Source organism: Lysinibacillus odysseyi 34hs-1 = NBRC 100172 (assembly GCF_001591965.1).
Lineage (GTDB): Bacteria > Bacillota > Bacilli > Bacillales_A > Planococcaceae > Lysinibacillus_B > Lysinibacillus_B odysseyi.
In genome coordinates this window covers 229,220-248,621 of record NZ_BCVX01000003.1, presented here as the reverse complement: position 1 = coordinate 248,621, position 19,402 = coordinate 229,220, and the positions used below count along the sequence as shown (strand labels likewise).

20 protein-coding genes are annotated in these 19,402 nt (G+C 41.5%); 16 read left to right on the top strand and 4 right to left on the bottom strand.

Annotated features, from left to right (window positions below):
• The first annotated feature begins 50 nt into the window (after positions 1 to 50).
• A complete protein-coding gene (locus BOD01S_RS06305; RefSeq protein WP_036158251.1) occupies positions 51 to 491 on the top strand; it encodes a BrxA/BrxB family bacilliredoxin in 441 nt (146 codons plus the stop codon).
• A gap of 64 nt (positions 492 to 555) precedes the next feature.
• Entirely contained in the window at positions 556 to 1,509 is a 954-nt protein-coding gene (locus BOD01S_RS06300) for an aromatic acid exporter family protein (protein ID WP_036158253.1), read from the top strand.
• A gap of 30 nt (positions 1,510 to 1,539) precedes the next feature.
• Here the strand turns inward: BOD01S_RS06300 and prli42 are convergent, their stop codons facing one another.
• Positions 1,540 to 1,635, bottom strand: a complete 96-nt coding sequence (gene prli42, locus BOD01S_RS22870) for a stressosome-associated protein Prli42 (protein ID WP_156117062.1) — start codon at positions 1,633 to 1,635, stop codon at positions 1,540 to 1,542.
• Positions 1,636 to 1,745: 110 nt separating this feature from the next.
• Here prli42 and mce point away from each other — a divergent pair, with 110 nt between their 5' ends.
• From mce to BOD01S_RS06275, 5 genes are all read left to right on the top strand, one after another.
• A complete protein-coding gene (gene mce, locus BOD01S_RS06295) occupies positions 1,746 to 2,162 on the top strand; it encodes a methylmalonyl-CoA epimerase (RefSeq protein WP_036158256.1) in 417 nt (138 codons plus the stop codon).
• Positions 2,162 to 3,721: an acyl-CoA carboxylase subunit beta gene (locus BOD01S_RS06290; RefSeq protein ID WP_036158261.1), complete on the top strand. Its 1,560-nt coding sequence runs from the start codon at positions 2,162 to 2,164 to the stop codon at positions 3,719 to 3,721. Before mce ends, BOD01S_RS06290 begins: the two co-directional genes overlap by 1 nt.
• A 1,215-nt stretch (positions 3,722 to 4,936) precedes the next feature.
• Positions 4,937 to 5,767, top strand: coding sequence for a hypothetical protein (locus tag BOD01S_RS06285; RefSeq protein WP_143815019.1), 831 nt, complete (start codon positions 4,937 to 4,939; stop codon positions 5,765 to 5,767).
• Positions 5,768 to 5,801: 34 nt separating this feature from the next.
• Entirely contained in the window at positions 5,802 to 6,914 is a 1,113-nt protein-coding gene (locus BOD01S_RS06280) for a M20/M25/M40 family metallo-hydrolase (protein ID WP_036158265.1), read from the top strand.
• Positions 6,915 to 6,929: 15 nt separating this feature from the next.
• Positions 6,930 to 7,415 (top strand): chemotaxis protein CheW, encoded by a 486-nt coding sequence (locus BOD01S_RS06275; RefSeq protein ID WP_036158268.1) that lies wholly within the window; start codon positions 6,930 to 6,932, stop codon positions 7,413 to 7,415.
• A 154-nt stretch (positions 7,416 to 7,569) separates the two neighbouring features.
• Here the strand turns inward: BOD01S_RS06275 and BOD01S_RS06270 are convergent, their stop codons facing one another.
• On the bottom strand, positions 7,570 to 7,752 hold the full coding sequence (locus BOD01S_RS06270) for a hypothetical protein (protein ID WP_143815020.1): 183 nt from the start codon (positions 7,750 to 7,752) through the stop codon (positions 7,570 to 7,572).
• Positions 7,753 to 7,968: 216 nt separating this feature from the next.
• On the opposite strand from BOD01S_RS06270, the gene BOD01S_RS06265 reads away from it, so the two are divergent.
• A complete protein-coding gene (locus BOD01S_RS06265) occupies positions 7,969 to 8,628 on the top strand; it encodes a reverse transcriptase-like protein (RefSeq protein ID WP_036158274.1) in 660 nt (219 codons plus the stop codon).
• Positions 8,629 to 8,766: 138 nt separating this feature from the next.
• Here the strand turns inward: BOD01S_RS06265 and BOD01S_RS06260 are convergent, their stop codons facing one another.
• Positions 8,767 to 9,162 carry a hypothetical protein gene (locus BOD01S_RS06260; RefSeq protein WP_036158276.1) on the bottom strand — a complete coding sequence of 132 codons (396 nt, stop codon included), beginning with the start codon at positions 9,160 to 9,162 and terminating at the stop codon, positions 8,767 to 8,769.
• Positions 9,163 to 9,268: 106 nt separating this feature from the next.
• On the opposite strand from BOD01S_RS06260, the gene BOD01S_RS06255 reads away from it, so the two are divergent.
• The 4 genes from BOD01S_RS06255 to BOD01S_RS06240 all read left to right on the top strand — a co-directional run bounded on the left by BOD01S_RS06255 (position 9,269) and on the right by BOD01S_RS06240 (position 12,725).
• Positions 9,269 to 10,189, top strand: coding sequence for a carbohydrate kinase family protein (locus BOD01S_RS06255; protein WP_036158280.1), 921 nt, complete (start codon positions 9,269 to 9,271; stop codon positions 10,187 to 10,189).
• A 15-nt stretch (positions 10,190 to 10,204) separates the two neighbouring features.
• Positions 10,205 to 10,570, top strand: coding sequence for a DUF423 domain-containing protein (locus BOD01S_RS06250; protein ID WP_036158282.1), 366 nt, complete (start codon positions 10,205 to 10,207; stop codon positions 10,568 to 10,570).
• A 318-nt stretch (positions 10,571 to 10,888) separates the two neighbouring features.
• The gene (gene lpdA / locus BOD01S_RS06245) at positions 10,889 to 12,226 is read left to right on the top strand and encodes a dihydrolipoyl dehydrogenase (protein ID WP_036158285.1); all 1,338 of its coding nucleotides are present in this window, start codon (positions 10,889 to 10,891) and stop codon (positions 12,224 to 12,226) included.
• A gap of 163 nt (positions 12,227 to 12,389) precedes the next feature.
• Complete coding sequence (locus BOD01S_RS06240) at positions 12,390 to 12,725, top strand: hypothetical protein (RefSeq protein WP_036158288.1); 336 nt, start codon at positions 12,390 to 12,392, stop codon at positions 12,723 to 12,725.
• A 31-nt stretch (positions 12,726 to 12,756) separates the two neighbouring features.
• Here the strand turns inward: BOD01S_RS06240 and BOD01S_RS06235 are convergent, their stop codons facing one another.
• Positions 12,757 to 13,284, bottom strand: a complete 528-nt coding sequence (locus BOD01S_RS06235) for a YdcF family protein (RefSeq protein WP_052124979.1) — start codon at positions 13,282 to 13,284, stop codon at positions 12,757 to 12,759.
• 160 nt (positions 13,285 to 13,444) lie between these two features.
• Here BOD01S_RS06235 and BOD01S_RS06230 point away from each other — a divergent pair, with 160 nt between their 5' ends.
• From BOD01S_RS06230 to BOD01S_RS06215, 4 genes are all read left to right on the top strand, one after another.
• Positions 13,445 to 14,497 (top strand): bifunctional glycosyltransferase family 2/GtrA family protein, encoded by a 1,053-nt coding sequence (locus tag BOD01S_RS06230; RefSeq protein ID WP_036158291.1) that lies wholly within the window; start codon positions 13,445 to 13,447, stop codon positions 14,495 to 14,497.
• Between the two features lie 349 nt (positions 14,498 to 14,846).
• Positions 14,847 to 17,633 (top strand): ATP-dependent DNA helicase DinG, encoded by a 2,787-nt coding sequence (dinG, locus tag BOD01S_RS06225; protein ID WP_036159605.1) that lies wholly within the window; start codon positions 14,847 to 14,849, stop codon positions 17,631 to 17,633.
• A 75-nt stretch (positions 17,634 to 17,708) separates the two neighbouring features.
• On the top strand, positions 17,709 to 18,191 hold the full coding sequence (locus BOD01S_RS06220; protein WP_036158294.1) for a cell wall elongation regulator TseB-like domain-containing protein: 483 nt from the start codon (positions 17,709 to 17,711) through the stop codon (positions 18,189 to 18,191).
• A 15-nt stretch (positions 18,192 to 18,206) separates the two neighbouring features.
• Positions 18,207 to 19,400, top strand: coding sequence for a pyridoxal phosphate-dependent aminotransferase (locus BOD01S_RS06215; RefSeq protein ID WP_036158296.1), 1,194 nt, complete (start codon positions 18,207 to 18,209; stop codon positions 19,398 to 19,400).
• The last annotated feature ends 2 nt before the right edge of the window (positions 19,401 to 19,402 follow it).

Here is a 19,402-nt window from a genome sequence, read left to right as displayed (position 1 = left end):
AATGCCGAACTTGCTATGATAAAATGGTATTGTGAAAGGAGCGATAATCGATGAATATGGACTACGATTTATTCATGCAGCAAATTACAACAACAGCTCGTGCAGAAATGGACGCTGCAGGTTATGAGCAATTACGTACACCTGAAGAGGTAGAAGAAGCGTTTGCCCGTCCAGGAACAACGCTTGTAATGGTGAATTCAGTATGCGGATGTGCAGGAGGGATTGCCCGTCCGGCAGCAACATCATGTGTTCACTACGACAAACGTCCAGACCATTTAGTGACTGTTTTTGCAGGACAAGATAAAGAAGCGACAGCAGCGGCACGTTACCATTTTGGTGAAGAGCATCTGCCATCATCTCCGTCTTTCATACTGTTAAAGGATGGACAGGTAGTAGCAGAAGTTGGCCGTCATGAAATTGAAGGGCATGATCCTGTCAGCGTTGTAACAAACTTACAAGGCTATTTTGAAGAATACTGCGACGAAGTATAATCGTTTATTGCTGTGGGCCCTGCATAAGCAGGGCTTGCACCAATAGCATGAGGGAGAGCGATCAATGAAAAAGTTTTCAATCGGCTATCGTACGCTGAAAACAGCAGTTGGTGCTTCCATAGCGATAGCAATCGCTCAGTATTTTGATCTACAGTTTTTCAGCGCTGCCGGAATTCTCACCATCTTATGTATACAGCCTACTAAGAAAAAATCTATCCATGCGGTATATACCCGTGTTGTGGCAAGTTCTGTAGCGATCATTCTTGCATATTTATTTTTCGAAATATTTGGATATCGCCCGGTTGTACTCGGCTTGATGCTTCTGTTGTTCATTCCGACAATTGTTTCGCTGAAAGTCTCAGCAGGGTTTGTTTCCAGCGCCGTGATTATCATGCATCTTTATTCTATCGCAGATTTTACGCTGGCCATTCTTTATAATGAGCTAGCGCTGATGGCAATCGGCTATTCAGTGGGGCTGCTAGTGAATATGTATATGCCGGATATCCAGCCGGAGCTGAACTATTACCGTCTGAAAATTGAGGATCTTTACAAAAAAATATTTTTTGAAATTGCGAAATATTTAAAAGAGGGCGATACTCTTTGGGATGGTAAGGAACTTGTAGAAGCCTTGCAAGTATTAAATAAAGCAAAGGCGCTCGCTTTTCAGGATGTTGAAAATCATCTTACAAGAAAAGAGAACCTGTATTATCTTTATTTTGATATGAGAGAGAAACAGCTGGAGATTATCGAAAGGGTATTACCGAAAATTACTGCCCTGCCTGTTATAGTACAACAAGCGGAATTAGTATCTGTCTTTATGGAGGAGTTAAGCAGGAATATACATTCCGGCAATACAGCAAGTTTTTACAGAGAAAAGCTGGAAGAAGTAAAAGTGGAGTTTGCTAAAATGCCATTGCCTGAAGATCATCCTACATTTATAGCAATGGCTGCCTTGTATCAGTTTATGGAGGAGATGGATGCTTATCTAGCAATTAAGCAATCTTTTAAGGGGATGTAATAAAAAAGACGGATGCTTTTCGCATCCATCTTAGCTGATCATCGCTACACCCATCGCAATCGTTGAAATTAACATAATGATTATCATCGCATAAACAACGATCTTTTGAAATTTCTTATTGCTCATTCAACTCGCTCCTTCTTTTATCTTTAAATAGTGTATCAAATTTCTAAAAATTCTCAAGTAGTATCGTTAAGTCTAGGTGGCAGCAGCCGCTTTTAAGGGGAGTATTTAACATGGAAAAAGTAGACCACATTGGTATCGCAGTCAAAAATCTTGATGAACGTATTACATATTACACGGAGACGCTTGGACTCAAGCTATTAAAGGTAGAGGAAGTGGAGTCTCAGCAGGTAAAAGTGGCATTCATTGATGCAGGTAACGTGAAGTTGGAGCTTTTGGAGCCGATGAGTGAAAAAAGTGCCATTTATGGCTTTCTAGAAAAACGGGGGGAAGGCATCCATCATGTTGCATTTGGCGTAACAGGCATTCGTGAACGTATGGCTGAGCTGAAAGAAAAAGGAGTACGTCTCCTTTCTGAAGAGCCTGGTCCAGGAGCAGGAGGCGCTGAAGTGGCGTTTTTACATCCGAAAGATTCCTTCGGAGTGCTATACGAATTATGTGATAAAAGTGGAAAAGGGGAACAAAAATAATGACGATTACTTTAGACATGTTTGATAAAATTAACGAACTGTATGACCGTAAAGGAATTATTGAATTAGGCGGCGGTGACGCACGTATTGAAAAGCAGCATGAAAAAGGAAAAATGACTGCCCGTGAGCGTATCGACCTGTTACTTGATGAAGGTTCTTTTGTTGAAATCAACCCATTTATTACACACCGTACTGTCGATTTTGGTATGGAAAAATTAGAAGGACCGGGAGATGGCGTTGTTACAGGTTTTGGTAAAATCAACGGTCGTAACGTCTATTTATTTGCACAGGACTTCACAGTATTTGGCGGGGCGCTTGGTGAAATGCACGCGAAGAAAATCGCTGCAGTGATGGATTTAGCAGCGAAAAATGGTACACCATTCATCGGCATTAACGATTCTGGCGGTGCCCGTATCCAAGAAGGTGTACTTTCATTAGACGGATACGGCCACATTTTCTATCGCAACTCTATTTATTCAGGCGTAATCCCGCAAATTTCTGTCATTATGGGGCCTTGTGCCGGCGGAGCGGTATATTCACCTGCCATCACTGACTTTATCCTTATGGTGGATAAAACATCTCAAATGTTTATTACTGGACCAAAAGTAATCGAAACAGTAACAGGAGAAAAAATTTCTTCAGAAGGTCTTGGCGGCTCGAAAGTGCACAACGCTGTATCAGGGAATGCTCATTTCCGCGCAGCAACTGAAGAAGAAGCGATTAAACAAATTCAGGATCTGCTTTCTTACTTACCGCAGAACAATAAAGAAAAAGCGCCAAAAGTTGAATATACGATGGGAGACGAGTATCGTTCAGAGCTTGTTGATGTAGTGCCGATCGACCAAACAAAATCGTACGATGTTCGTAAAGTAGTTGAGCTTGTAGTAGACGAAGGCTCATTTATGGAAGTTCAAAAAGAATTTGCAAAAAATATTGTTGTTGGATTTGCCCGTATCGCTGGAGAATCGGTAGGTCTTGTATGTAACCAGCCAAAATTCCTTGCAGGCGGTCTAGATATCGACTCCTCTGACAAGCTGGCACGCTTTGTCCGTACGTGCGATGCATTTAATGTACCAGTCATTACGTTTGAGGATGTATCTGGATTCTTCCCAGGGGTTAAACAAGAGCATGGCGGGATTATCCGCCACGGTGCGAAGATCCTTTATGCTTACTCAGAAGCAACAGTACCGAAAATTACTGTCATTTTACGTAAAGCATATGGTGGAGCATACGTAGCGCTGAACTCAAAGGCGATCGGTGCAGACTTAGTATTTGCTTGGCCAAACGCAGAAATTGCTGTAATGGGAGCAGCAGGTGCAGCTAATATTATCCATGCAGGAGAAATTGCAAAATCGGCTGATCCAGAATCAACACGCGCCCAAAAAATCGAGGAGTACAAAGAAAAGTTCGCCAACCCGTATGTTGCAGCATCACGCGGCATGGTAGATGATGTAATCGACCCTCGTGAAACACGTATCAAGCTGATCCAGTCATTAGATATGCTTTCTACAAAACATGAAGACCGTCCGTACAAAAAACACGGTAATATTCCTCTATAAAAATAGACAATGAACCGCCCTTGGACTAGGGGCGGTTCATCCTGTTAACAAACGCTTGCATCCAGCGTTGCTTGCCTCGCTCGTCTGCTCCTGTCACAAATAAAAGGAGCTTAGGTTCTTTTCAGCCGGCGTGCCTTTTCTCCTGACACTACGCTATCGTTGCAAAAATGCGTCTGTCTGGCAAGCATTTTCAAGACAGGCTAGGTAAAACTTCTTTTTGCGTCATTATATAAAAATACGTGACGACAAAGTCATAAAACGGCTTTGTCTTCACTCTAAGACCTTGAGAGGTAAAACTCTCAAGGTTTTTTGTCATTTTTGAAAGTTGTTGTATCCACCTTTTCTGTTAATTTTAGTTGAGGCTCGTCTCATATTTGAAAACTTACCACTTGGACATCGTGCTTTTCCTTTGTATTAGTAAAAACACGTTTAATCGTTAGCTATTTAAGGTGTTCGCGTTCATTGATTTAGTTTTTCGTTATAATAATATTTTGTGGTGTTAGGAAATTATGTATTTTTTAGTTAACACTAGTCGATAGGAGTGGAAGGGGCAGAGACTCCTACGGGAACAGTACGAGCCGAAGCACCTGGAAAGAGCGTAGTGAGGGAGAAGGCTGAGGCTGTGCCTGTAGAAAGCATAGTACCTGTAGTGGAAATCGACGAGTTCATAGTATGTATTATAAATAAAAAAGACTGATGGCGGTTTTCATTTATAAGAAATGAAGAAAAGTGTCTGGTTCAATTGTAAATCATCGTTTCCGCAAAAATGGTGTAAGCAATTTTTAGGGCGGTTTCATTACAGTAAATTTTACTTTTAAACTACAATTATCCATATTGAAGGAATGACAAAGTATTATTATTTGGAATTGATTGAAGTGATGGCGGGAGATTCCTAGAGGATGAGCAAGTGAAGAAAATCCAGTGTTTTGAAACCATTTAGTTGGAGGCGTGCCTTCAGGAAAGCATCCAGCCAACCCGAAAATCAGCGCTTAGTTACAGTGATTAAACTCTTGTATGGAGAAAAAGTACGAGTAAAAAAGGTGGGATAGACATGCAATTAATAGAAATGCAGCAGGAGCTTCAAGAAAAAAAAAAGGCCAGCTTCGGGCACTTGGTAAACTGAAAAAGCAAAAGGAAATAATAGATGGACAGCTTCGTCACGCGGAGGAGGATATAACAAAGTATAAACAGAGCTTGGAAGAAGCGCGTAAAAGGTTGAATAAATTAGATCATTTCTCCTTTGTCAATTTATTCAGGACATGGACGGGGAAGCAAGATGAGCTAGTGGAAGAAGGATATGACCGTGTTGCAGAAACAGAGCTCAAATTAATTGAATCCCAGCTTACTTTCGAAGATTTACAGAAGGAAGCCATTGCTCTTCAACATAAAATAAGTACGATTCAGGAAGCCGATGTAGCAGAACAGGTGAAAAGTCTGGAAATGAAAATTCAGATTTATTATATGGTAAATGATCCGCAAATGGCGGATAAATTAAATCATCTTACAGAGCAGGAATTGCTGGCGAATCACTTAATCATTGAAATAAATGAAGCATTAGAGGCGGGAAGAAACGCACAGCAAAAGCTGGCAGAAGCGGCTAGTACGTTACGTACAGCAAGTGGCTACTCTACTTGGGACACGTTTTTCGGCGGTGGAGTTATTGCTACAGCGTTAAAGCATCAGGAGCTGGACAAAACAAACAGCTATATACATGAGGCGCAGCGAGCATTGCAGCGTTTTCAGAACGAACTGCTTGATATCCAGGAAATGAGGCATCGTACACTTCGAATAGAAACAGATGGATTTGTAAAATTTGCTGATTACTTTTTTGATGACATTTTCTCTGCTTGGTCCATTCATTCGAAAATTGCCACGTCAACGAACCAGATTAGACGAGTTTCAGATGATGTGGCAAACACGCTCAATGAGTTGAAAAAGAAATTGCAGCAGGCAGAAGAGAAACTAAAACAATTAGCCGACGAAAAATCGCAATTAATTTCAAACAGAGGGAAAGATTGTGTTAACAAGGCGACAGGAGTAAAATAGTTCCGTATGTAATAAAAGAAAAGGAGAGTATGATATGACTACTCGATTAGTGGAAGAATTTTTAGAGCTTGTGCAAATTGACTCAGAAACAAAGCATGAGGAAATCATTGCACCAATTATCGTGAAAAAGTTAGAGGAGATGGGCTTTGAGGTTGTACAGGATGACGCTCACCTGCGAAACGGCCACGGTGCTGGAAATATCATTGCCACATTAAAAGGCTCATTTGATGTGGAGCCGATTTATTTTACAGTGCATATGGATACTGTTGTTCCTGGTAAGGGCATCAAGCCTGAGATTCGGGAAGACGGCTATATTTATTCGGATGGCACAACAATCTTAGGGGCGGATGATAAGGCTGGTATGGCTGCATTATTTGAGATGGCACGCCGATTGAAAGAGCAAAATATCGAACATGGTACAATCCAATTCATCATTACAGCAGGTGAGGAAAGTGGTCTTGCAGGTGCAAAAGAGCTGGACCCATCTATGATTATGGCAAAATACGGTTTCGCTGTAGATAGTAACGGGGAAGTCGGGGGTATTGTGACAGCGGCGCCGTTCCAAGCCCGCATTGAAGCGAAAATCATTGGCAAGACAGCGCATGCTGGGGTAGCGCCTGAAAAAGGAATTTCCGCTATTACTCTTGCTGCAAAGGCAATCAGCAAGATGCAGCTAGGACGCCTTGATGAAGAAACAACTGCTAATATTGGACGCTTTGAAGGCGGCCAGGCAACAAATATTGTTTGTGATGAAGTATTGATTTTAGCAGAGGCCCGTTCCATTGACGAAAGTAAGTTAAACGCACAGACAAAACATATGAAAGAAACATTTGAATCCGTTGCAGAGCAGTTCGGTGGTCGAGCGGAAGTAGATGTAAAATTGATGTACCCTGGCTTCCGTGCAACTGAATCGGATAAAGTCGTGCAGGTTGCAATGAATGCAGCCCGTGCAATTGATCGTAAACCGGTCCTAGGCATTTCAGGCGGAGGAAGCGATGCGAACGTCATCGCAGGATTTGGTATTCCAACAGTCAATCTGGCAGTGGGCTATGAAGAAATTCATACGACAAATGAGCGGATGCCGATTAAAGAACTTGAAAAGCTTGCCGATTATTTAGTAGAGATCGTAAAATTTGCTGCGAAATAAGAGAGGGGGATTGCAGTGGGGTTTGAAAAATCTGTTGTGTTTGCGTGCGGGCAGGAGGAATATGCTGTCCCTGTAGAGCAAGTTGTCTCAATTGAAAAGCTGGAGCATATTACACCGATTCCACATTTACCGAACTACCTGCTTGGATTTACAAGAGCGCGCGGGGAATTAATTCCTGTTATTGACTTCCAGCGTATTTTATATAATCGTTCAAGCACTGGTGAACACGTGCGCATGATTATTTTAAATACAGATGTAGTCAATTATGGACTTGTCGTATCAGAAGCGCGTGAGATATTGGATTTTGAGCCGCAGATATTAAAGCAGGTTGGCCTTGTCAACTATGCAAAAACTGCCTATTTTACGGCAGTAGCGAACTTGGAGAACCGGATGATTACATGTGTCGAGCCAAAGGTACTTGTCAATTCCTTGGAAGGGATAAGAGAGATTATCGCCTATTTACATGAAATGCTGGCAGAAGAAAAGGGCGTAAATGCATAAATTCCGTAAAGTGTAATAGTTTACGAAACATATTTGTGAAAGCATAATATTTAAATATCACGAAAACTAAAAAATATAAAAAGACCGGGTCAACTCCTCCAATCGGGAGACTGACCCGGTTTTATCATGATGTGAACGTACTATGTAAAGTGAGTTAGTTTTTTGCCTCAATTGCCTTCCAGTTAATACGCTCGATTACTGCTTTAATAATCGCTTCATTCTCTGCGGACGGCTTTACATTTTGAGGAGTCGCTATATGAAAAACACCGGGAATATCAGTTTCCTTCGCAACGAGTGTTCTTTTTTTAGGGGTTCTTTCACTGTTAAAAGATTCCATATCTCTGTTCCTTTCCATTTTTACTTCTCTCAGTTTAGCGTATCATATACCAAATGAATATTATTTTGCTTCAAGGCATTCCGTTATTATATACAGTTCTTTCCGAACTAACTGCGTAAGAAAAGCTACCTCTAGGCAGTATAGACAGCTCTCCTTTACGTATGAAAATTGACTTTTTTGCTATAATAAAGAAAATATACGAAAGGTGTGCATCTTATGAAACTAATCCTGGAATGGACATACAAAACACCAAAGGGAGCAGTTGCAGTATTACGCTCAGAAGCAATGACACCGGCACAGGCACTGATGATTGCCGAAGATATCGAGAAAACCGGCCGTGTGCAATCATTAGAAATCATCGATGAGTATGACAGCACCTGGATGATAAAAGAGCTGAAAAAGTATTTAAAAGAAATGGAGACGGAGCCCCATCATATTACGATTTATTTTGACGGAGGTTTCGATATCCAGACTAAAGCATCTGGTCTTGGTGTAGCCATTTATTACGAAAAGGATGGGAAGTCTTTCCGACTACGTCATAATGCCTATACAGCAGGGCTGGATTCCAATAATGAAGCTGAATATGCGGCTCTCCATCTCGCACTTGTCGAGCTGGATCTGATGGATGTCCATCATCAGACTGTACGTATAATTGGAGATTCGCAAGTAGTCATCAATCAGCTGAATGGGGAGTGGCCGGCATATGAGAAAACCCTGTCCGATTGGGCTGATAAAATCGAGAATAAATTACAGGCACTTGGTTTGAAAGCTGAATATGAGCTTGTACCGAGGAAGGAAAATACTGAAGCAGATCGGCTAGCTACCCAGGCGCTTCAAGGGACAGAAATTTCCGGCGTCATAGAAATTCAGTCATAGAAGCGCATTTGGTAAATAAGCAAGCAGAAATAATAGCTGTAGGAAGAAGCCATATAGCGATTTTTATCTTTATAAGATAATACAGATTACGAAAACAATTCCTGTGTCAGTAAGGAAGGAAAAATGCGCGTTACTTCTTTAAGGCAATGGTCTTTTTGATACAGTAACCTGGCCTAGACTTGACAGGAACCGCTCTTTTATTATTTTTGTTATGACGGTCAGCTTTTGCTGGCAAGCTGAATGAGCAGGACTGTTTGTTTGAAAGCTCGTCTGCTGGTAACAGACGAGCTTTTTATGTAGATCTTTTTCAGAAAAAAGGATTTGCTTAGATGTTTCAATCTTTCGGGTTTCCTGTTGTTGTGGAGGTATTTCTATATTATCTTCACTATAAATTTCTTTTCCGTCTGCTTGTCCATACATGCTGCTGAGCCTGCTATCATTCGTTATCGTCTCTTCCGTTCCTTCAGCAGCAGCAGACAATCCAGCACTCCCAAGAAGAAGAGAAGCGGTAAGCATAATTGTTTTCTTAGACATGGACACACCCTCTTTTTCCTAGTCATTTCCCTAATTAAAATATTTTAAACCTGCTATTCTATCTAAATTTTGAATCAGGAGGTAAGATGGAAGAGGAGGCGAGTAAATGAAGAAAATAGTATGTATAGGTGAACTACTGGTTGATTTCTTTTGTACGGAGACAAATAAAAGTCTGACAGATGGCAGTTATTACATAAAGCAAGCGGGTGGGGCGCCTGCCAATGTATGCGCTGCTATTGCTAAGTTGGGAGGGCATGCGGCATTTTGCGGAAAAGTAGGAAACGATGCATTCGGGGACTATTTGGAGCAGGTGATGACAGAAGCAGGTGTTGATATGTCGCTTCTTGTAAGGGGAAAAGAACCTACTACGCTGGCATTTGTATCCCGGACAGCAGGGGGTGAACGGGATTTTATGTTTAATCGGGGAGCAGACGAAATGCTCACGATGGAGGAAGTGAACATCGAACAATTGGATATGCGGATTGCCCATTTCGGCTCTGCCACTGCTCTCCTTTCCAGTCCTTTCTATGAAACATATATGGAAAGTATGCGGATGATGAAACAACGGGGCGTGTTTATTTCCTTTGACCCTAATTTCAGAGCTGATCTATGGAAAGGCAGAGAAGAAACGTATGATCTGCGGGTAAAGGAGTGTGTCGACTTAGCCGATTTTATTAAAATGAGCGAAGAGGAATTCACCCGTTATGGCCAGCAGGTACCAAATTGCAAATGGTTTGCCGTGACGAAAGGGGAGCAGGGAACGTGGATTTCAAATGGCCTAGAGGAAGCTCTTATTGAGAGTATCTCCATTCAGGCAGTAGATACGACAGGTGCTGGCGATGCTTTTGTAGGTGCCATGCTGAAACAAATTTCTGATTATCCGACACTAAGTGACATCAGTTTTAAAGAATTTAAGCAGCTAACAGCGTTCAGTAACATTGTAGGAGCACTTGTTTGTACAGAAGTTGGAGCTATGACTGCACTCCCTTCTATGAAGGATGTGCTATCATATATAAAGCAGAGTTAAAAGGAGTGTTTTGACATGAAGTTAGCGATACTATTAGGTGCCGCCATGGCCTTTGTAGCAGTTGCATTCGGTGCATTCGGAGCGCATGCGTTAAAGGATAAGTTTAAGGAACAGAAATATGCTGATAATTGGGAAACTGCTTGCCGCTATTTGATGTATCATGCACTAGGTCTTATCTTAACTGGTCTTCTAATACATACTGTCGGTGAATCAGGTCTCTTGACTGCAGCTACATGGTGCATGTTCCTCGGGTCGGTGATATTTTCTGGAAGCCTATATATATTGTCCTTAACAGGAATCCGCAAGCTCGGGGCTATAACGCCAATTGGAGGGCTTCTTCAGCTTGCTGCATGGATCTGTGTGATTATCGCCGTAATTTAAAATAAATGAACTGACTAGGGAGTCGAAATCCTTTAGTCAGTTTGTTTTTTTCGAGGTATATCCAGCTATTGTTCCAATTTGTATGCCGTTTTTTTTAAAATGCTGCCATACCATAAAATATTTGTGAATGCAGTAAATTGCCGCAAGTGTTCGATTATAGGCCGAAATAGAGGGGAATATGTTGGTAAAGGAAGGGAATACAAGAGATTCAACAAAGATTGTTTAAAAGAAGTAATGAATAATTTTATTCAAATTATTGGTAAAAATGTTGTCTGTTGGGTTTTGCTGATGTATCGTTAAATGGGAGGTGATGTTAACATGAATGATTATGATTTAGCGGTCATTGGGGCTGGACCTGGTGGATATGTTGCGGCTATTCATGCAGCTAAAAGCGGTATGCGAGTAGCACTAGTAGAAAAAAATAAAGTAGGGGGAGCATGCTACAATGTAGGGTGCATTCCATCAAAAATTATGCTGGAGCATAGTAAATTGGTGCAGGAAATCAGACGTGGAACAGATTGGGGTATCACGGTGCCGACCATCAATATTGATTTTCCAAAATTAATGAATCGCAAAGATACAGTAATAGAGCAATTACTGTGCAATATTGAAGGCTTTGTTGAAAATGCCCAAATTGATTTAATATATGGTGAAGCATCCGTGTCAGAAGAGCGCGTCATATCAGTGGGCAGCCGATCGTTCGAAGCGAAAAATATTATTCTTGCCACAGGCAGCCATCCTTTCGTACCTCCATTCAAAGGGGTTGAGGCAGCTTATTACTATACAACAGATACGTTTTTCAATATAACAGAACTGCCAAAGCAGCTAACAATTATCGGCGGAGGGGTTATTGCTATTGAAATGGCATTTGCACTGGCACCAATGGGGACAAAGGTAACTGTGCTGAATCATAGTACTGATATTTTACAGACGGAAGAACCTGATGCTCGGCCGATTATTAAAGAAAACATGAAAAAACTCGGAATCGAATTAGTGACAGATTTTACATTCGAGGAGATACGAGATCATGAGATTCATACATCACGAGGCATTCATACTTATGAGAACCTTTTATTTGCTACGGGACGCCGGCCAAATATCGAGATAGCGAAGGAACTAAATCTTGCAATGGATGGTCGCCTGGTTGCTGTTAATAATCATTATGAGACGAGTGTACCGGGTATTTTTGCTATTGGCGATCTAGTTGGAGGCTTCCAACTGGCACACTCAGCAAGTGCGGAAGGGGTGCATGCTGTCGATTATATTTTAGGCAAATACCCACGTGTCATCAATCAGCAGGAAATTCCAAGATGTGTGTATACACATCCGGAAATCGCAACTTTCGGCATGTTGGAGCACGAAGCACCGGCAGACGCCATTGTAACAAAAATGTATTTACCGACAAACCCAAAAGCCCTATTAGAAGGTAATATTCAAGGGTTCATGAAATTTGTAGCAAGTCCTGAAGGAGATATTTACGGGGCCTGTGTTGTAGGAGATGGAGCTACGGAGATGATTAATGCTATGCTAGCCGCTAAAGTTGCCGGTGGTTCTGTTAAAGACCTAGCGCGTATGATTTTTCCGCATCCCACAGTGAGCGAACATATTGGTGATGCAGCGAGTGCTGTGTTCGGCAAGGCGATTCATCAAAAGTAAAAGGCGATGGAAGAGTAACAATTGAACAGGTGAATGAATAGGAAAGGGGATGCTAATATAAAGAATGCCATCCCCTTTTAATCATTGTTTTTCGTTTAGCAGACAATTATTTGCTATAATAAATTACTGTGAATTAATAAGAAAGGCTTGTGGGAGGGGTAGAATGGAAGAGAAGCTAATAGCATTAGAAAAAGAAATAGAAGACACGTTATTTCGGCTGATGGAACTGGAAGTGGAAGAGAGAATCATAGAAATGGGGCAATTATTTGCCAAACTGCTTGCCTCTGTCCAAAGTGCCGGGCTCATCAACTTTACACTGGATGTGCTGGTAGAGCCGAACGAATGTCTGCCGGAAACACGGATGCTTTTAGAAAGTTTACTGGATGTAAAGAGAAGATTCCAGCGTCGGCGTAAATTATTGACCCACCGTGATATTCTAAAAATTTGGCTTCGCAAAAATATCCGATTCAAATCTGAATTCCTGCCTGGGATGTTTTAAAGGCTGTTTGACGTAACGTTCAAACAGCTCTTTAAGATCCCGTCATCCAAAATTTTGCCAGTGCAGCCACTTCTCTTATTTGCCAATAGAGCCGGTCTAAAAAAGGTGTTTCGGCACTTATGACATGGACATTATACCCTAAAGAAGAAGCCATAGCCTGGGCCCGGTAAACATGAAAATCACTGGAAATAATAGTAAAGGAAGAGCTGTCATCGGGTAATAGTTTTGCTGAAAACAAGATATTTTCATATGTATTGACCGCTTTATCCTCCACTTTAATTTGTTTCTCGTCAATTCCATTTTCCATTAGATATTCTTTCATCACCGCTGCCTCTCCAGCCCCACTTACAATATAGGTAATACCCTCATCGATATTTGCATAAGCAAGAGCGGCATCCAAACGGCTTTTTAATAATGAGGATGGCGTTCCGTCTTCATTTAATTTCGTCCCTAAAACTATGACAATCGGGTCTTCATGCCCGTTACTTGGTAACCAGCTGGCTAGTAGCAACGGCAGGCTAACTAGTAAAAGCAGGAGATAAGTTAAGTGAATGCGCATAATATTCCTCTAAATTTAATGAACTTTTTACTAGTGTATCACCATACTATAGATCAGAAAATAAGAAATTAGATATATAAACCAATAAGTTGTCACCTAAGGAATATGTTTTAAAGAGGAGGGGTAATAGGAGGGTACAGTATGGAAAGATGGTGACAAAATGAAGGAAATCGGAATTCTAATGCCGGCATATCAACCAGATGAAAAAGCTATCCGAGTAATAGAGGAACTTATACAAGTTCATACAGGACCGATTTTTGTGGTGGATGATGGCAGTGATACGAGCTATATATTTAATAAGCTTAATACATTTCGACAAGTAACTATATTGCGTCACGCTGTCAACCAAGGAAAAGGGCGGGCACTTAAAACAGGCTTTCATCATATTTGTAACGAGCATCCCGAATTGCGTGCGGTCGTTACAATTGATGCTGATGGACAGCATTTGACAAAAGACATTCTAAACATTGTACAATCGCTGGACGAATCGGATGATGCACTGGTTTTAGGGTCTCGGAACTTTTCCGGGAAAGACATCCCGCTACGCTCCAAGTTTGGCAACCAATGCACCAAAATTATTTATCGGTTCGTGACAGGTACGCGATTAAATGACACACAAACAGGCCTTCGTGGTATTCCGACAAAGTATTTGCCGCAGCTGCTGTCAATTGAAGGAGAACGGTTTGAATATGAAATGAATGTGCTGGCAAAGCTGAAGGAATTAAACATCCCGATTGCCGAAGTCCCTATTGATACGATGTATTTAGAGGGGAATAAATCATCGCATTTTCGTCCATTTCATGATTCTTTTCAAGTCTACAAAGTCTTTTTACTTTATGCTTTAACAAGCAGTGCCTCCTTTTTAATTGATTTGGCATTATTTATGCTGTTTGCAAAAGTATTCAAGATTGTTGCGCCAATGTCGTTTCTTATCATTGCCACTATTTTGGCAAGGCTCCTATCATCATTTTTCAATTACTATATAAACCGTCACACAGTATTTAAAAGCGGTTCACGGAAGTCACTATACAGGTACTATTTATTAGCTGCCTTTATTATGGTTACTTCGGCTGGTTCAGTTCAATTGCTTTATAGCGAATGGCTTCAAAATGGTGAAATTGTTTTGAAAGTTCTCGTTGATACAGCCTTATTTATATTGGCATTTGTAGTGCAGCGGAAGTGGGTTTTTAAAAAGGAAAAGCAAATTTTATAATAATGCCGTACTCGGCTAGACCAGAGGCAGCCACCTTAATAGGAGATTGCTGATAGAGTATTTCTATGGTACAATAATAAATAGGTGCCAAACAACCTATGTAAAGCTTATGCTTTACAACAAAAGCATCCATTTACAGCACGGATTTGCTGGGAAGCTTTTGCTATAGAGCAGGGAGGATGAGCCCCTGCTCGATTTATATACATACTAGCACGTGTTACCTTTAGGTAATGCGTTTTTTGTTGTCCGTGTCCGCTCTTTTCACTTTTGGATGGATGTATGGCATGACCGGAGAAAGCTTTCTATGATAAAATGCGCATATAATTATGAGAACTGTGAGTTGAGAAAAATGATGGAAAGTCAAAAATACGCAATTGTCGATTTAGAAACAACTGGCCACAATCCAGCTAATGGAGACCGAATGATTCAAATCGCGATCGTGATAATGAAGGATTGGTGTATTGAGAAGACTTTTACATCATTCATTCACCCCGGTCGGCCAATCCCGCTTTTTATTCAGGATTTAACAAATATTACAGACGAAGATGTACGGGAGGCCCTGCCGTTTGAGGCACATGCCGATAAAATCTATGAACTGCTTGACGGCGCTGTTTTTGTGGCTCATAATGCCGACTTTGATCTGCCGTTCCTGCAGGCTGAATTTAAACGTGCAGGTTTGTCACAGTGGCATGGGAAAACAATTGATACAGTGGAACTTGCGAAAATCGTTTTTCCGACGGCTTTAGGCTATAAGCTAGGAGATTTGGCAAGCGAGCTTGGTATCACTTTGGAAAAAGCACATAGAGCTGATGATGACGCAAAAGCAACCGCCATGCTTTTAAAAGCATGCTGGCAGGAGTTGTTAAACTTACCACTCCTAACGTTACAACAAATGCACAAGCGCTCATTCAGGCTCAAGTCGAACCTTGCGCAATTATTTTTCGATGCTTTGCAGCTGAAACGCAGTAAGGTCGATCATTATGAACACCATATTTTTTATCAGAAATTGGCGATAAAAAAACCTGTCCGGAATATGGAACCTATCGGGGAGAGCTTTCCTTATCCAGCTACACGTGCAGAAAAAATAGAGAGATTGCAGACGAAAGTCCCGAATTTTGAAGAGCGCCCCGAACAATTTCAAATGATGGACTATGTGTGGGAAAGTTTGAATGATAAGAAAGAATTGGTGATTGAAGCGTCTACAGGGATTGGAAAGACACTTGCCTATCTTCTTCCAGTTTATCACTATGCCCGTAAATCTCGCCATAAGGTAGGCATTAGTACATATACGTCTCATTTAATGGATCAGCTTATTCAAGAAGAACTTCCCCGTTTAGAGCGTATTACAGGAGACAGAGTACGAGTGGCGCTTTTAAAAGGCATGAGGCATTATGTGGATGTTGCCCGTTTTTCACAGCTTTATATGGCCCGTGAAGACTCCTATGACGAAACATTAGTTATTCTGCAGGTGCTTGTCTGGCTTTCAAAAACAGAAACAGGAGACCTAGATGAATTAAATGTCTCTGGAGGCGGACAGCTATTTTTGGAGAAAATCCGGAAAACAGAAAACTCCCGTGTAATCCAACGAGAATTTGATTTTTATGAACGGGCTGTGGCGAAAGCAGAGCAGTCGGATATTATTTTAACGAACCATGCGATGATGCTGGCAGATCTAGTGCGTCAAACACCATTATTTAAAGAGATTGGCGGATGGGTAATCGACGAAGCACATCAATTTATCCAAGCAGCAATTGCCCATGATGAAAAATTATTCTCTTTTAAAAGCTGGAAATATATTTTTGGACAAATAGGTTTGGCTACAGATGAAGCACAGTTTACAAGACTCCAGCGTGCTGCAGTAAAATCACACCGTGTCCCTTTACAAGTCATGCAGCGTCTAGAAAAGAACTTTATGCAAATGATGACTAAATTTGATCAAGTAATGCAACACTTTATGCAGTTGCTTACACAAAAGCTCAAATCAACCAGTAAGCGTGAAATGAAAATGTCGTTTTTTTTAGACGAGCTTGCAATTGACCGAACACAATTCGAGCAATTTTCATCAGCTGTGCAACGCTGGATTGATCTGGCAGAGGAAGTGGCAACACAATTTGAAAGCAGTGTGGATGATTTGGCGCCGGAGCATATTTATCTCTTGGATGAATGGCGTTTTTGGATTCGTGAATATAAACTGGCAATTGTCCAGTGGGATGATGTGTTCCTGCGTTCAAATGACCACTACTCTACGTGGGTGGAAGTCGATAAACGCAGCATGCCAAGCTCCATTCAGCTGATGAAAAAACCAATTCAGGTAACATCCATCATTGAACGTCTATTTCATCATTATCGAAACCGTGTAGGGATTGTCTGGACTTCGGGGACGATGACCGTTCCCCACAATACGAATTTCATTACAGACCAGTTGGGTATTTCAAGAAATGTGAAATTAGAGGTGCTGCAGGCTCCTCCAGCCTATTTCAGTGGAGCAAAGGCCTTTGTTGTAACGGATATGCCTGATATTCAATCTGTCAGCCAATCGGATTATATTGAAGCGGTTGCCCATGCTGTCACTCAAACAGTTAGGACAACAGAAGGAAGATGCTTTGTGCTCTTTACTTCTCAGCAGATGCTGCGGGAAACAGTAGAGCTTATTCAAGAGAGCGGTCTTCTCGAAGATTATATGTTATTTGCCCAAGGGGTAACTGCGGGCAGTAGAATGCGTTTATTAAAGGCCTTTCAAAAATTCAATCAGTCAGTGCTTTTTGGGACAAACAGCTTTTGGGAAGGTGTTGACGTGCCGGGTGACGGATTGGCTTCTGTTATTGTTGTACGTCTGCCATTCTCTTCGCCTGATGAACCTACATTCCGTGCAAGAGCGGGTTACTTGCAGGCGAATGGGCAGAATTCATTTGCAGAATTGTCTCTTCCTGAAGCCATTTTACGTTTCAAGCAAGGGTTTGGCCGCCTTATCCGTTCGTCGCAAGATAAAGGGGTATTTATTGTACTTGATCGCAGAATCGAAACAAAATCATATGGAGCCGAGTTTATTCGGGCGTTGCCGCCGATTTCTGTGCAAAAACTATCACTAGCCACTATGGTATTGGAACTTGAAGATTGGTATAATAATGAACGATGAGGAAGGAAAGCAGGTAAGCAAGATGATACGAATTTATAAACAATATGCATCAGCAGTACAGAAGAAGGTGGCAGAGTGAAAAACTGGATCATTTTCGGCGTTATTTTCACCCTCTCGCTGGTACTTGTCATTACCTCTTTCGTACTCTGGAAAGCCGATGCGCCATTTAATGAGAAGGAACAGCAGGCGGAGGACTTGGCTATCAGTTCCAGGTCTTTGGCGGTTGTTTCGGACAGTTATGTCTACAATGGTAATAAGCCGTATGTTACGGTATTCGGGGAAGACGAATACGGTAAGGAAAAAGCTATCTTCGTTCCGATCAATCTAGAAGAGAAATTGATTCAAGAAGTGTTTTTGAAGGACGGTATTACAAAAGAACAAGCATTATCCGTAGTAAGGAAAGAAACGAAAGTAAAAGAAATACTTCAGGCAAAATTAGGCTACGAGGAAGCCGGCGCTGTATGGGAAATCACTTATCTAAACGACGCTGATAAGCTGAATTATGTGTATATTTCGTTTGAAGACGGACAATGGTGGAAACGCATATCGAATTTATAGAGGAGACGATTTTCAGTGAGAGAACTATTAGCTAATCGAGTAAAAACTTTAACACCATCTTCTACGTTGGCCATTACGGCAAAAGCGAAGGAGCTAAAAGAGCAAGGTATCGACGTGATTGGTTTAGGAGCGGGCGAGCCTGACTTCAACACACCTCAAAATATTTTAGATGCGGCAGTGGAATCGATGACGAAAGGCTTGACGAAATATACACCAGCCGGGGGGTTACCGGTATTAAAGCAGGCAATCATCGACAAACTTGCACGTGACAACCACCTTACATACAAACCGAATGAAATTATCGTTGGTGTTGGGGCAAAGCATGTGTTATATACGTTATTCCAAGTCATCCTCAACGAAGGCGATGAAGTCATTATTCCTATTCCTTACTGGGTATCGTATCCTGAGCAAGTTAAGCTGGCCGGCGGTGTACCGGTATATGTAGAAGGAACAGCAGAACAGAGCTATAAAATTACTCCACAGCAATTGGCAGATGCTGTGACGGAAAAAACAAAAGCTGTTATCATCAACTCTCCTTCAAACCCTTCCGGTATGATCTATTCCCGAGAAGAGCTGGAAGCATTGGCAAAGGTAGCAGACGAGAAAGATATTTTAATCATTTCAGATGAAATTTATGAGAAACTTGTTTACAATGGTGTGGAACATTTTTCTATGGCTCAAATTTCAGAGCAGATAAAAGCCCGTACAATTGTTGTGAATGGGGTAGCAAAATCGCACTCTATGACAGGCTGGCGTATTGGATATGCAGCCGGAAGAGCAGATATTATCAAGGCGATGACAGATCTGGCTTCTCATTCAACTTCCAATGCAACGACTACGGCCCAATATGCGACTGTTGAAGCATATAACGGCCCGCAGACGGCAGTGGAAGAAATGCGTAAAGCATTTGAATCGCGTCTTGAGAAAATTTACCCGCAGCTTTCTGCGATTCCCGGTTTTAAAGTGTTAAAGCCTCAGGGGGCATTCTATTTACTACCGGACGTATCAGAAGCGGCAGCGAAAACCGGTTACGAATCAGTAGATGCGTTTGCCAAAGCATTGCTTGAAGAAGCAAATGTGGCGGTAATTCCAGGTTCAGGATTTGGTGCTGATGCAACAATCCGCCTGTCTTATGCAACATCATTAGAATTACTAGAGGAAGCAGTTCGCCGTATTGATACATTTGTAAAATCAAAATGGCAGGATTAATA